Genomic DNA, 13,705 nt, shown 5'->3' with positions numbered 1-13,705 from the left:
TAGTCGTTTTTTTTGTCATTCCGACCGTAGGGAGGAATGACAAAAAAACGACTATGATTTAATAGCATTTTATAAGTTCAAACAGCTTCGCTTTTAGGCCGAGGTTATGGACAATTGTTGTTACGTCGGGTAAAAGTTTATACTGATTCGGTATGACCCCGTCGGGGTCAAATGTTTATAGCAATTATGGTTTCTATAAATATCTGACCCCAACGGGGTCGTATTACTCACTTATTCTATTCGCTTCAATCCGTCGCCAACGCCATAATCCGTTCTTCGGTGGCATCGGCGCTACGTAGCTCGCCGGAGATTTCGCCGTGGCGTATGACTAAAATGCGATCAGACAAGGCCAGCAGTTCAGGGAGTTCGCTCGAAATCAGAATAATGCCTTTGCCTTGTGCCGCTAACTGACGGAGCAGAACATAGATTTCCGCTTTCCCGCCCACGTCAACTCCGTGCGTTGGCTCATCCACAATCAATACGTCCGGATTGGCCAGTAGCCAGCGGGCCAGCATCGTTTTCTGCTGATTTCCCCCGCTTAGATTCCCGACCCGTTCGTTGACCGAAGGCGTGCGGATGCCCAACTGTTGCCGGAACGATTCCGCCACCGTTTTCACCTGTCGACCGTCAAACCAGGGGCCTTTCGATGGAGGATTAGCCGTTACGATGTTCTGCGCGACCGACTGATCCAGAAATAAACCCAGCCGTTTCCGTTCTTCGGGAAGGTAACCAATGCCCAACTGTACGGCATCGGACGGATGATCAATCTGAACGGGCTGGCCATTTAACTGAATCGTGCCCGACGAGTGGGGATCAATGCCGAAAATAGCACGGGCAATTTCCGTACGTCCCGCACCGACCAAACCCGCCAATCCGAGAATTTCGCCCCGATGAAGTTGAAAACTGACCGACTGAAAACGCGAGCCCGACAGGTTTTTTACTCGTAACAAAACCTCCGACGTAGCAACGGATTCACTTTTTTCGGTTGAAATTTCCCGGCCGACCATCCGACTGATGAGCCAGGCGGGTGTTACATCATTTATCGCTTCGGTTCCCTGGTATTTTCCATCTTTCAGCACGGATACGCGGTCGGCCAGCGTGAAAATTTCGGTCAGCCGGTGTGAGATGTACACGATGGCTTTCCCCTGCGCCCGAAGCTGACGAACCAGCGAAAACAACGTAGCGGTTTCGCGCTCGGTGAGCGAAGCCGTTGGTTCGTCCAGCAACAGAATAGACGGATTTTGTGATAAGGCTTTGGCAATTTCAACCATCTGTTTCTGACCCGGCGACAGATCCGCAACGCGCGTTTGCGGACGTAATTCGGTTAAGGCCAGTTGCTCCAGCAGACGTAGCGTTTGCTCATTGAGCTGTTTGGACTGGATGAAACCAAACCGATTTTTGGGCTGTCGGTTCGCATAAATATTTTCGGCAACGGTCAGGCTATCTACCAGGCTTAACTGCTGATACACAATGGCAATGCCCAGCTCCGTAGCCTGAGCCGGACCTGTAATCTGAACCGGTTGGTCGTGAATCAGTATCTGGCCGGTGTCGGGCTGAAGATTCCCCGTCAGAACGTTCATCAGCGTACTTTTTCCTGCGCCGTTTTCGCCACAAAGTGCGTGAATTTCCCCGGCGTTCACGCTCATTGATACGTTGTCGAGGGCTTTTACGCCGGGGAAATGTTTGCTGATGGTACGTAGCTGAAGCATAGATTATCGGGTCAAAAACACTACGTCGTTACGTTGCGCCGATTCGTATGCTGCGTAAACCAGCCGTACTGTTTCGAAATTGTCTTCAGCGGTCGTTTCGGCCTGCCCGGTGTTCTGTAATCCGGCTAACAAATTCCGATTGCAATCGACAATTGACGCGTGTACAACCGCATAATCAGGGTCAAGCCAGGAATAAATCGTGGGTTTGCCTTCTGTTATAGTGGTGCCTTGCCGGGTTGTAATGCGGAGCTGGTAATCGTGGGTCAGCAGTACCGAACCATTCTCCCCTTCAACCAGCGCCAGCGTTTGCGGAAACGATTCTTTTTCTAAAATCGATGCGTACGACATTTCGGCATAACACGTAACACCACTCTGCATGCGCATCAGTACGTTCGCTACGTCCTCGCCTTTAATTCGTGGGTTCACGCGGGCTGTCTGGCAATAAAGCGACTCGGCATTACCAAACAAAAACCGGCAAACGTCCAAAATGTGCGAACCAATATCCGTGAGGATAAACTGCTCCAGATCAGCCAGAAACGGTTGATTATCGAACACCGGAAATCCTGAACAGAACGTAACGCGCGCTTTGAACGGCTTTCCAATCACACCCGAATCGATGACTTCTTTCAGTTTACGAATAGGTGCCTGCCAGCGGAAATTTTCATGAATGAACAACCGCACACCCGCCTTCTGACTGGCTTCCATCATCTGTCGGGCTGCGTCCAGACCCGTACTCATCGGTTTCTGGCAAATCACGTCCAGGCCACGTTCTACCGCTTTCAGCGCGAAAAGCGAATGCGTGTCTACGTCCGTAATGATGTCCACAAAGTCGAGTTCGTGGGCATGGCGGTTAAGCAATTCGTCTATGTTATCGTATACGTTCGCTACGTTATACTGCCGGGCAAACTCGTCGGCTTTGCTACGTGTCCGATTGTACAGCGCAACCAGTTCGACACCACCGACCTCAAACCACGCTGGAATCTGATAAGTTGCCCAGAAGCCCGTACCAATCACGGCAAATTTTAATGGTTTCATACGCACTACGTACCAGCGCGAGTGGACGCACCGAGTGAATTAATTTTTTACTTTTTAAGGGATTTTGTTTGACTATTTTAAAAACAGTCTTGTACATTTGTATCAACTCTACTGTACTCTACTGTACTTGTTGTAAATAAAGCAAAAGTAATTTCTTTTCCTTTATTTACAAGATTTTCCAGAAAAAGTAATACGGATCAGTAGCGTGTCAATTCACTACGTATGTTCAGGCTACCTGGCTGGATTTTAGGACTGTTCGGATTGCTGGCAAATACGCCCTGCGCTACGTTGGCTACACCTGAAGCCGATCCTATGGCCGTTATTCTGGATACTGACATGGATTCGGATGTCGACGACGTAGGGGCTCTGGCGATGCTTCATGCATACGAACGGGCGGGCAAAGCGCGGATTCTGGGCGTGATCGTTACCAGTGATGAACAATACAGTGCGGTCTGCACCGATGCCATCAATACGTATTTCGGGCGAGGGAGTTTGCCGATTGGCGTGAGCCAGAAGGATTCGCTGAAATCATTTTCAAAATACACGCAGGCCGTTGCTCAGGAGTTCCCGCATCGGCTCGCATCCAGCAAAGATGCTGAAAACAGTACGTCCTTGTATCGGCGTTTGCTGGCCAACGAACCCGACAACAGCGTCGTGCTTATTACCATTGGGCACCTGACCAGTTTAAGCCGTCTGCTCGATTCGCCACCCGACGCTATTAGCCCACTTAATGGACAGGCGCTGGTTGCCCGGAAAGTGAAACGCTGGTCGTGTATGGGTGGGCAGTTCCCGAGTGGTAAAGAAGCCAATTTTTATCGTCCCGATCCGGCGTCTACGGTCAATTGCCTGGCTAAATGGACGCTGCCCGTAACGTTTGCGGGTTGGGAAGTTGGGAATCAGCTCGTAACGGGTGGAACTGAATTCAAGGTCCGCTGCAAACCAAACAGTCCGATCTATCGGGGGTATGAGCTGTATAACAATTTCAAAGGGCGCGCCAGTTGGGATCAGGTGGCTGTTCTGGAAGCACTGGAAGGACCTGACGCTTACTTTTCCATCGTGAAAAATGGTCACTGTGCCGTCAGTGCCGACGGAAGTAACGAATGGAAAGCGCCTGCCAACCCAATTCATGCGTATCTGGCCATTAAAGCCGAACCCGACCAGATTCGGAACCGAATCGACGAATTGATGCTCTATAAATCGACACGTTAACGAATGCAGGACAATTCCACTACGCTCTCTACGGAGCAACCCAAATATCAGCAACTCATTGAAACGGTGCTCAACGCCATCGAACGGGGAACACTTGTTCTGGGCCAGCAACTACCGTCAATTAGTGAATGGGCTGCTACACAGGGCGTAGCAAAAGTAACGGTAGCCAAAGCCTATGAAGATTTACGCCAGCGGGGGGTGGTACGTTCGCAGCACGGCAAGGGCTTCTACGTAGCAAGTACTAATGTGCGTGCGTCACTGAACGTACTGGTCATTTTTGATACGCTCAACGCCTACAAAGAAACGCTTTACGATGCCCTGAAAGCCGCGTTGCCCGACGACGCTACGTTGAGTGTGTTTTTCCATCACTACAATCCGTCGGTGTTCGAAACGCTGGTACGTAACAATCTCGGTCGGTTCAACGCCTATGTACTGATGCCGCATTTCGAAAGCGACGTAACGGACGTAGTGGCGCTGATTTCGCCCGAAAAATTGCTGCTGCTCGACCAAACATTGCCAACATTGCCAGGGGATTATTCGGCTGTTTATCAGGATTTTGAGAATGATATCTATCAGGCGCTGACGGCGGCCTATGAACGGTTGCAACGCTACCAGAGCTTGACGCTGGTGCTGGCGAAAGATCGGTTTCAGTACGTTCCGGCCGGGTTACTGGCTGGGTTTGAGCGGTTTGGAAAAGACTACAATTTCCCCTGCCGGATTGTCGATACGTATGATGCTACGTTGGTGGAGCCTGAGCAGGCGTTTCTGCTTTTTGCCGACCGTGATCTGGTTGCCTTTTTGAAAGACGTGGATCGGTTGGGATTAAAACTGGGCCATCAAGTAGGTCTGCTTTCGTACGATGATACGCCGATGAAGGAAATTCTGGCCGGTGGCATTAGCGTTATTTCAACCGATTTTGCGCAGATGGGCCAAACCGCCGGACAATTACTTTCTGAGCGCCGACGCGAAAAAATTGCGAACCCGGGCGGACTGACATTACGAAACTCCTTGTAAATCATGCAGCTTGGTATCAGCACATACACCTACGGCTGGGCAATTGGTGATCCCGGGAAGCATCGGCCTCCGGAACCGATGGACGAACTGGCCTTACTCTGTCGGGCCGAACAGTTAGGCGTTTCGCTGGTACAGTTTGGCGACAACTGGCCACTCGATGAGCTATCCGTTGAACGATTAATTGCGTTTGCCCGGCAGGCGCGTTTACGCAATATTCAACTGGAAGTAGGAGCGAAGGGATTAACGGACGAGCATATCGAGCTATATATTCAGTTGAGCACGTACCTGCAAAGTCGGCTACTACGTTTCGTGATCGATAAAGCGACGTATCGCCCGAGTGTTGATCAGGTCGTTGACATACTCAAAAACGCGGTTCCTACGCTGGAAAAAGTGGGCGTTACGTTAGGCATCGAAAATCATGATCGACTACTGGCCCAAGAATTTGCCCACATCATGGAACGCGTAGGTAGTGCAAATGTTGGCATTTGCCTGGATTCGGTGAATTCGATGGGCGCGGGCGAAGGCTTAGCCGACGTCGTGAAAACGCTGGCACCTTATACGGTCAACCTGCACCTGAAAGACTTTGGTATCAAACGATTGCCGCATTTGATGGGCTTTCAGATCGACGGACGTATCGCCGGGCAGGGCATGCTGAATATACCGTGGCTGGTGGAACAGGTGGAGCCCTACAACCGCTGTCAGACGGCTATTCTGGAACAATGGGTTGTGCCGGAATCGACAGTGGCCGACACGATTGCCAAAGAAGCGGCCTGGGCCGAAGCGAGCCTAAAGTATCTGAAAGAGAGTACGTTATTCTGTTTATAAACCCGAATCGATACCATGACCAAAATTGCTTTAGTAGGCGCTGGTGGCAAAATGGGCTGCCGCCTGACGGATAATTTTCGAAAACTGTCGGATTACGATGTTTCGTATCTGGAAATTGCTGCACAGGGTATTGAGAATCTGCGCCAACGGGGTGTCACCGTCTGTGAACAGGGTCCTGCCGTATCCGAGGCTGATGTGGTGATACTGGCCCTACCCGACGTAGCGATTGGTAAATTATCGGAAGAAATTATTCCGCAGATGAAGCCCGGCGCACTCGTTCTGACGCTGGACCCTGCGGCTCCGTTAGATGGCGTAATTGCCCACCGCGACGATCTGGGGTACGTAATCGCCCATCCCTGCCATCCGTCCGTTTTCAACTGGGAGCCAACCGAAGCCGCTTTCCGGGATTTTTACGGGGGTATTTCGGCCAAACAGTCCATTGTCGTCGCGTTGATGAGCGGAATGGAGGAACACTACCAACTAGGGGAGAAGGTTTCGCAGGATATGTACGGCCCAATCAAGGATACGCACCGAATTACGCTGGAGCAGATGGCTATTCTGGAACCGGCGATGGTGGAAACGCTGGCACAAACCTGCATGGAAGTGGTGAAAGAAGGCTACGACCGTATCGTTACGTTGGGTGTGCCCGAAGCAGCCGCCCGCGATTTTGTGCTGGGGCATCTTCGGATTCAGATTGCCGTACTGTTCAAAGAAGTAAACGGTACGTTCTCCGACGCGGCTTATAAAATTTCGAAACGAGCCAAACCGATTCTGTTCCGCGAAGGGTGGCAACGCATTTTCGAGATGGACGACATTCGAGAGCAAGTGAAGGATATTACGGCCCGGTAAATTTTTTGTCTATGAAAAAGCGCATAATTCTGGCTGGTTTGCTGCTTTGGCAGAGTTTGGTAATGGCGCAGCAGCCGTTTACCAATGGCCGATTGAAAGTTTCGGACAACAAACGGTATCTGGTGCATCAGAACGGTACGCCCTTTTTCTGGCTGGGCGATACAGCCTGGGAATTGTTTCACCGGCTCAACCGGGAAGAAGCGGATCAATACCTGAAAAAGCGGGCCGAACAGGGCTTTACGGTGGTACAGGCTGTTGCCCTGGCTGAGATCGATGGCCTGAACGATCCCAATCCCTACGGTGATAAGCCCTTAATCGACAACGACCCGACCAAACCTAATGAAGCGTATTTTAAGCACGTCGATTACATTATCGACAAAGCCGCGCAGTATGGTATCGTGATCGGTTTTCTGCCGACCTGGGGCGACAAGGTATTTAAAAGCACCTGGGGACAAGGGCCGGAAGTTTTCAATCCGACGAATGCAAAGGTCTACGGAAATTATGTTGGTAATCGCTACAAAAATCGCGAAAACATTGTCTGGATCCTGGGTGGAGATCGGATGCCGCGCGATGGCTCTCAGGACGTAGCAATCTGGCGGGCTATGGCCGAAGGTATTCAGCAGGGCGTTGGGGGTGCCGACAAAGCGTTGATGACGTATCACCCGCAGCCGAACGGGATGGAGGGCGGTGCTTCCAAATGGTTTCAGGCCGACGATTGGTACGACTTCAACATGCATCAGAATGGGCACTGCCGGTTTACGCCCGTCTACGACCAGATTACCGTATCGTACAACCGTCAGCCGACAAAGCCGACGATGGATGCTGAACCCATTTACGAAGACCACCCGGTTTGTTTCAACGCGAAAGATTTAGGTACGTCCAACGCCTACGATGTGCGCGTTTACGCCTATCTGGATCTGTTTGCGGGAGCCCACGGCCACACGTATGGCTGCCACGACATCTGGCAGATGTACAATGCAAAAAAACCTCCACTGAATGGTCCGCATATGTACTGGTCAGAAGCGATGGATTTGCCCGGTGCCAATCAGATGCGCTACGTTCGAAAGTTAATGACGGCGCGGCCCCAGGTTGAACGCGTGCCAGATCAATCATTACTTGTCGAGAATAACCTTGGCTCGTCGGAACGGATTCAGGCTACCCGTGGAGCCGATTACGCGTTTATCTATTCAACTGTCGGCAAGCCATTCACCGTAAATCCGGGAAAGATTTCAGGCAAAACCCTGACCGCTACGTGGTTCGATCCGCGCACCGGAAAAACACAATCGGCTGGTACGTTCGATAACCAGCAGCCAAAACAGTTTACACCGCCCTCAAAAGGCTACGGCCAGGATTGGGTACTGGTATTGGACGATGCGGCTAAGAATTACAAACCTCTCTGAAGAACGATGAGTGATAAACGATGAGTTTTGTGCGTCAGCCTATCGTTTATCACTCATCACTTATCGTTCATCACTACCTTATGCGACTACTCTTTCAGGAACGAACCTACTCGCTGACTATCACAATTTTGGTGGTTGGATTTGTAGCGGCTCTCGTGTTTCCGCAGACGTTCCCGACCTTCGGCAACTGGAGCCAACTCCTGCTCAATCTGAGTATCGATACGATTGTGGCGGTGGGGATGATGTTGCTGCTGGTGTCGGGGGTGTTCGATTTGTCGGTCGGGTCGGTCGTGGCCTTTTCGGGGGGCGTAGCGGCCTACGCTATGATAACGCTGGGCCTTCCGGTTCCGCTGGCGCTGGTACTGGCGCTGGCCAGTGCCGGGCTCATTGGCGCTATCAACGGGTATCTCATTGCGTATCAGGGTATTAATCCAATGATTCAAACACTGGCTATGATGGGTATTGTGCGGGGTGGGGCGTTGCTGATTAGTGGAGCCGGTATTCAGAATCTGCCGTACTGGTTCAATGCCCTTAGTCAGTCGCGTTTGCTGGGCATTCAGATGCCTGTCTGGTACATGCTGCTCACGGTCGTTACGATTGCATTTTTGATGAACCGAACGGTTTTCTTTCGGCGGTACTATTACATTGGCGGAAATGAACAGGCCGCTGACTTATCGGGTATTCGTGTCAAGCAAATGAAACTCTGGGGATTTGTGCTGACGGCTTTACTGGCGGGCGTAGCGGGAATTTTGCTGGCTTCCCGGCTTGGTACGGCACTCCCTACAGCGGGGCGAGGGCTTGAGCTACGTGTCATTACGGCTGCCATTCTCGGCGGAGCCAGTTTGTCTGGTGGGCATGGAAAAATAATCGGTGCGTTGCTGGGCGCTGTATTTATGGGATTGGTCAGTAACATCATGGTGCTGGCGCGCGTGTCGGGCTATTGGCAGGAAATCATTCTGGGCCTGATTCTGATTGCCGCCGTCTGGAGCGATAAAGCCTTACAAAAACGAGGAGCACTGGCATGAAAAAATTATGGCTGCTTGGTCTGTTGGGACTTTTTTCCTGCGAACTGCCACCTCGTCAGGCGAGCACAACAACGGCACTTAATACGCTTTCGGATTCGACAAATCTTGGGAGCAATGAGGAATACGTAATGGTGACGACCGCCGTGACGATGCCGATGTACATGAATCACGATCAGGCGGCTTTCAAGCGGTGGGGCAAAAAAATGGGCGTGAACGTATCGATTCTCGGCCCCGCCGAATGGGACGTACCGGCGCAGATAAGCGTCATTGAAGAAGTGATCGGTACGCGGCCCACTGGCTTGCTCATTAACGGTACTGATCCGGCCATTGGCCCCGTTATCGACAAAGCCGTAGCGGCTGGTATTCCGACGGTTGTTTATGATTCGGACATTCCTGGCTCGAAACGGCACGCTTTCCTGGGCACCGACTGGTATCAGATCGGGCAGATGCAGGGGAAGGAAATGGTACGTCTGCTGAACGGCAGAGGCAAAATCGCGTATATGGGAATCCTGGGATTGACGAACATGGAAGCCGGATTTCAGGGCCTTCTGGACGTAGTGAAAAAATACCCCGGCATTGAAGTCGTGGGTAAATTTGATGATAAGGCTAACGTAGAGGAAGCTGCTCGTATTACGTCCGATTTGCTGGCTGCGCATCCCGATCTGGCCGGTCTGTGCGGCTTCGACTCCAACTCAGGACCGGGTATCGGACTGGCCGTAAAGGAAGCAGGCCGGGCCGGAAAGGTAAAAATTACCACTGTTGATTGGGAGCCGGAACACCTGCAACTCGTTCGGGAAGGGGTCATTCAGATGCTGGCGGGGCAAAAGCGCGAACTCTTTACGTGGTATGGCGCGCAATTTCTTTACGACATGGTGCATCAAACCAATCGACTCTCCGCCCGCGATGCGCAAGCTGGCATTACCAACGTACCGACTGCTGTGAACACAGGTTTACTGCGTATCACCAAAGAAAACGTGAACGAATTCATTAATCGTCCGGCTCCGTAAGCACGTCAGGGCGTGAAGTCCCGCCATATAAAGGTTTTGTTAAGCTTATTATCTGTTGAACAGAGCTTGGTATAGGGGAATTGTAGGGATAATCTACAGATTGTGTAGAAAAATGACAACAAAAATTAATTTGGCATCTAAGTAACTGGCTGACTGTCAGTAGCTGGCTCGAAATTGGTTAGTAGATGGGCAATTCAATCAACTAATTAAACATCAAAACTAATAGTAAAGCTATGGCAACGTTTGGAGAAAGCATCGCTAATTTTTTCAGTGGTAACGACCCAGAAACGCAGGAAGGACTTCATGGTTTGTTCGTTACAGAACTACAGGATATTTATTACGCTGAAAAACAAGCGGTAGACGCACTGGGCGAACAGGCTGATGCGTCTACGACAGATGAAGTGAGGAATGCATTTCTGCAGCACCAGGAAGAAACCAGAAATCAGGTAGCACGGCTGGAGCAAGTGTTCAGCAGTATTGGTATCGACGTTGAAGAAGGAAGCTGCGACGCGATTGATGGTCTGGTTGACGATGCCCAACGTGTGGTATCGAACACTGATTCTGGCTCATTAACACGGGATGCAGGTCTGATTATCGCTGGACAGAAAATCGAACACCACGAAATCGCTTCTTATGGTTCGGTGGTTACGTTCGCCAAAGTACTTGGCTATACCGAAGCCGCCCGTCTGCTCGAGCAAACCCTGGAGGAAGAGAAAACCGCAGACAAGAAGCTGACTTCACTCGCAGAGTCGTTTATCAATGACCGGGCGGCTGATGAGAGCAATGGTGACACTAATTCGTACAGCAACGACCGTAACCAGACCAGTGATTTTGATCGGTATGGAGTCGTTAATCCAGATGGTACTCGCTACGAAGACAACTCGACGATAACGGGTAGCGCCACCCGGTCTACCTCAGGTAACGACACTACGTCGAACACTACCTGGTAGTTGGATTTCAGGCCAATAAGATCATAATACGCCGTATTGCCGTCATTTTGAGAAGTGTATAGCCAGACTATATTTGTTCTCGAAATGACGGCAATACTCTTTTAAGATCTGGCTATTGCCGGTTGTTGATTTACGTTTCTTATTCAGGTATTGCAATGACAGTGAAAAAGGGCGGCTAACGCGCAAAATGAACATCCCGCTAAAGAAAACACGACTTGTTGAATGAGTATATTTGTCAGACCAGATAGCTCTCCGTTTGTTATGAAACTTCTTTATCTGTTCTTAGTTAGTGCGCTGTTTGTAGCGGGTTGTAAACAACCTTCTGTCGACGACCCTGCACCCGTACCGCCTGTATCGGTTCCAGAACCACCGCTCGTCGAAATGCAATCCATGAATGATAGTTTGTATATCGACTCTCAGGACATATATACCAGGACTGCAAATTCTGACCTTAGCATTCGCTGTCGCTTCAGGATTGTAAAGTCGCCATTAACCATTAAACGCATTCGAGAATATGGCTTCTGTCTCTCCACGACGGACTCGGTATTGTCGATCAAAAATCCGCAGCACATACGACTTACTGCTTCGTTCGATAGCGTAAATTACCAGTTTGTAGCGGCCACCCAAAACCTGGTTCCGGGGAAAGACTATTACGTTGAACCGTATTTTATTATGCAGGATGGGCGTGTTTATTACGGACGATACGTAACCGCGCCCCGTGTTCAAACACCAAGCTGGTTGCCCCGACCCCCCTTTAATTCCATTACGCGTTTCAGGGTTACGCAGCCTGATAAATCGGTCTATACACTCATCACGGTTGCCAGTCGTGCAACTGTTCCAATATCGGCGCTGAGTTACGATTTCTATTCTTTTGTTTGCAAGGGTAACCTGTATGTACTTGGCCGGGATGGAAATCTGTTTCAGTACGATGCTGACCAGGATAAATGGGTAAGTCGCCAACGGCTTACCATTGAGCCTGGCGACAGGTTTAACGGCTGGCCTGCCATTGTCTTTGGTGTGAACAACAAAGGGTATGTTCTATACACAGATGCGATGGCTCCTAATCCAACTTTTCATTGGGAGTATGACCCCGATTCGGATCAATGGAACAAGCTAACTACGGCCAATCCACCGATACTTGCCTCGTATAATTATACGTATCAGCAGGGTAATGATGTCTTTCTGAGTAATACGTATCAGAAGAGTGCCATCCGGTTTGATGCTACGCAAAAAGAGTTGAAAGCGCTTGCGTTACCGAATCTTGTGAATTATCTGGTTGGTAATAAGTCACTTCTGACGGTGGCTGATCAGCCCTACGCTTATTTTGGCAATTATGATGAATATGGAAAGGGGCTGCTGTATATAGCCAGTTATGATAGGGGAAACGATCAGTTCGGTGAAGCCAGACTGATTTCGGAAAAGCAAAACGATGTATACCCTACGCTGGTTGCTACGCTGGCCAATGATGTATTGTTCGGGTTAGGTGCTCGATCCGAACTGATTCGTGAGTCAAGGATTTATACGCAGTTGCTTACGGTGAATGACGACCTGATTCGCTATTCAACGACCGCTAATCAACTCATCGCCCGTTATGACCTTTCCACGATTCGTTCGGGGAATAATAACGCTATATGGGTTGGCTACAAAACGTTTACCTTAAAAAATCGCGTGTACGCCATCGATCGGTCGAACAACAAAATGTGGGAGTTGCGCTTTTAAGCTGCCGCGTGCATACATTTTATTTCAGCACTGCGAATACGTAGAAACAGTCCGTACTACGTATTCGCAGTGTGATTGAGATCAGTAGAATTTCATTCGAAAACAGTCGCTTACGAATTCAGTCGGGTGAAACCACCGTCCAGAAAATAATCGCAACCCGTCACAAAACCGGCTTCGTCGGAGCACAAATATAAGGCCAGCGCGCCCACTTCTTCGGGTTTTGCCATACGCCCAATCGGCTGTGACTTCGAGAGTTTGTCGAACATCTCCGCTTCCTGACCCGGATAGTTTTTCGCCAGAAATCCGTCGACGAATGGCGTGTGGACCCGTGCGGGCGAAATGCAGTTGCAGCGGATATTTTCGTTCAAATAATCTTTCGCCACGGATAGCGTCATGCTCAGTACGGCCCCTTTGCTCATCGAATAGGCAAAGCGATCGGAGAGGCCCAACGTAGCAGCAATCGACGCCATATTCAGAATAACGCCCCCGCCGTTTGCTTTCAGATGCGGAATCGTAGCAAACAGGCAGTTGTAAACACCTTTGATATTGATACGTACAATTCGGTCGAAATCCGCTTCGGTTGTCGTCTCCGCTTTCCCGATGTGCGAAACCCCCGCATTGTTGACCAGAATATGAATCGGCCCCGCAGCGGCTATTGCGTTGATGACATCGACCGTCTGTTGCTGATTCGATACGTCAATGGCATGGCTAGTCGCTTGTCCGCCATCCTGACGTATTTCGCTGGCTGCCTGCTCAGCCTGTTGCTGGTTAAGGTCAAGAATGTGCACCGAAGCGCCCGCCTGGGCAAACGTCTTGGCAATAGCCAGCCCAATTCCGCTGGCTCCCCCGGTGATGAGGGCGGTTTTGTTGGTAAGTTGAAACATTTGTTAAATGATTGACTGATAGAGTGATTGAATGATTGAATGGAGCGCGTCAGCTTATTCAATCATTCAATCACTCTAT

12 protein-coding genes are annotated in these 13,705 nt (G+C 50.3%); 9 read left to right on the top strand and 3 right to left on the bottom strand.

The genetic code is table 11. The features are described from left to right. Positions 1-245: 245 nt before the first annotated feature. Entirely contained in the window at positions 246-1,709 is a 1,464-nt protein-coding gene (locus ACOJS8_RS20955; RefSeq protein ID WP_420150505.1) for a sugar ABC transporter ATP-binding protein, read from the bottom strand. A gap of 3 nt (positions 1,710-1,712) precedes the next feature. After that, a complete protein-coding gene (locus tag ACOJS8_RS20950) occupies positions 1,713-2,744 on the bottom strand; it encodes a Gfo/Idh/MocA family protein (protein ID WP_420150504.1) in 1,032 nt (343 codons plus the stop codon). Positions 2,745-2,966: 222 nt separating this feature from the next. Here ACOJS8_RS20950 and ACOJS8_RS20945 point away from each other — a divergent pair, with 222 nt between their 5' ends. From ACOJS8_RS20945 to ACOJS8_RS20905, 9 genes are all read left to right on the top strand, one after another. Continuing rightward, complete coding sequence (locus ACOJS8_RS20945) at positions 2,967-3,953, top strand: nucleoside hydrolase (RefSeq protein WP_420150503.1); 987 nt, start codon at positions 2,967-2,969, stop codon at positions 3,951-3,953. Positions 3,954-3,956: 3 nt separating this feature from the next. Beyond that, positions 3,957-4,967, top strand: coding sequence for a GntR family transcriptional regulator (locus ACOJS8_RS20940; protein WP_420150502.1), 1,011 nt, complete (start codon positions 3,957-3,959; stop codon positions 4,965-4,967). Between the two features lie 3 nt (positions 4,968-4,970). Then, a complete protein-coding gene (locus ACOJS8_RS20935) occupies positions 4,971-5,792 on the top strand; it encodes a sugar phosphate isomerase/epimerase family protein (RefSeq protein WP_420150501.1) in 822 nt (273 codons plus the stop codon). Positions 5,793-5,807: 15 nt separating this feature from the next. Beyond that, positions 5,808-6,641, top strand: coding sequence for a phosphogluconate dehydrogenase C-terminal domain-containing protein (locus ACOJS8_RS20930; protein WP_420150500.1), 834 nt, complete (start codon positions 5,808-5,810; stop codon positions 6,639-6,641). Positions 6,642-6,652: 11 nt separating this feature from the next. After that, positions 6,653-8,041, top strand: coding sequence for a glycoside hydrolase family 140 protein (locus tag ACOJS8_RS20925; protein WP_420150499.1), 1,389 nt, complete (start codon positions 6,653-6,655; stop codon positions 8,039-8,041). An 80-nt stretch (positions 8,042-8,121) separates the two neighbouring features. Next, positions 8,122-9,066: an ABC transporter permease gene (locus tag ACOJS8_RS20920; RefSeq protein ID WP_420150498.1), complete on the top strand. Its 945-nt coding sequence runs from the start codon at positions 8,122-8,124 to the stop codon at positions 9,064-9,066. After that, a complete protein-coding gene (locus ACOJS8_RS20915) occupies positions 9,063-10,073 on the top strand; it encodes a substrate-binding domain-containing protein (protein WP_420150497.1) in 1,011 nt (336 codons plus the stop codon). Before ACOJS8_RS20920 ends, ACOJS8_RS20915 begins: the two co-directional genes overlap by 4 nt. Before the next feature lie 233 nt (positions 10,074-10,306). After that, positions 10,307-11,023, top strand: coding sequence for a ferritin-like domain-containing protein (locus ACOJS8_RS20910; protein WP_420150496.1), 717 nt, complete (start codon positions 10,307-10,309; stop codon positions 11,021-11,023). Positions 11,024-11,284: 261 nt separating this feature from the next. After that, positions 11,285-12,742 (top strand): hypothetical protein, encoded by a 1,458-nt coding sequence (locus ACOJS8_RS20905; protein WP_420150495.1) that lies wholly within the window; start codon positions 11,285-11,287, stop codon positions 12,740-12,742. A gap of 110 nt (positions 12,743-12,852) precedes the next feature. Here ACOJS8_RS20905 and ACOJS8_RS20900 read toward each other — a convergent pair whose 3' ends face one another. After that, positions 12,853-13,626, bottom strand: coding sequence for an SDR family NAD(P)-dependent oxidoreductase (locus tag ACOJS8_RS20900; protein WP_420150494.1), 774 nt, complete (start codon positions 13,624-13,626; stop codon positions 12,853-12,855). Positions 13,627-13,705 lie beyond the last annotated feature (79 nt).

Source organism: Spirosoma sp. (assembly GCF_048594605.1).
Lineage (GTDB): Bacteria > Bacteroidota > Bacteroidia > Cytophagales > Spirosomataceae > Spirosoma.
This window is presented reverse-complemented; position numbering and strand designations above follow the sequence as displayed.

Bases quoted from the DNA above. Each gene is read 5' to 3' on its own strand.
- ACOJS8_RS20945 (WP_420150503.1), top strand. From the start codon at position 2,967: ATGTTCAGGCTACCTGGCTGGATTTTAGGACTGTTCGGATTGCTGGCA.
- ACOJS8_RS20930 (WP_420150500.1), top strand. From the start codon at position 5,808: ATGACCAAAATTGCTTTAGTAGGCGCTGGTGGCAAAATGGGCTGCCGC.
- ACOJS8_RS20955 (WP_420150505.1), bottom strand. From the start codon at position 1,709: ATGCTTCAGCTACGTACCATCAGCAAACATTTCCCCGGCGTAAAAGCC.
- ACOJS8_RS20910 (WP_420150496.1), top strand. From the start codon at position 10,307: ATGGCAACGTTTGGAGAAAGCATCGCTAATTTTTTCAGTGGTAACGAC.
- ACOJS8_RS20920 (WP_420150498.1), top strand. From the start codon at position 8,122: ATGCGACTACTCTTTCAGGAACGAACCTACTCGCTGACTATCACAATT.
- ACOJS8_RS20950 (WP_420150504.1), bottom strand. From the start codon at position 2,744: ATGAAACCATTAAAATTTGCCGTGATTGGTACGGGCTTCTGGGCAACT.
- ACOJS8_RS20925 (WP_420150499.1), top strand. From the start codon at position 6,653: ATGAAAAAGCGCATAATTCTGGCTGGTTTGCTGCTTTGGCAGAGTTTG.
- ACOJS8_RS20915 (WP_420150497.1), top strand. From the start codon at position 9,063: ATGAAAAAATTATGGCTGCTTGGTCTGTTGGGACTTTTTTCCTGCGAA.
- ACOJS8_RS20900 (WP_420150494.1), bottom strand. From the start codon at position 13,626: ATGTTTCAACTTACCAACAAAACCGCCCTCATCACCGGGGGAGCCAGC.
- ACOJS8_RS20935 (WP_420150501.1), top strand. From the start codon at position 4,971: ATGCAGCTTGGTATCAGCACATACACCTACGGCTGGGCAATTGGTGAT.
- ACOJS8_RS20905 (WP_420150495.1), top strand. From the start codon at position 11,285: ATGAAACTTCTTTATCTGTTCTTAGTTAGTGCGCTGTTTGTAGCGGGT.
- ACOJS8_RS20940 (WP_420150502.1), top strand. From the start codon at position 3,957: ATGCAGGACAATTCCACTACGCTCTCTACGGAGCAACCCAAATATCAG.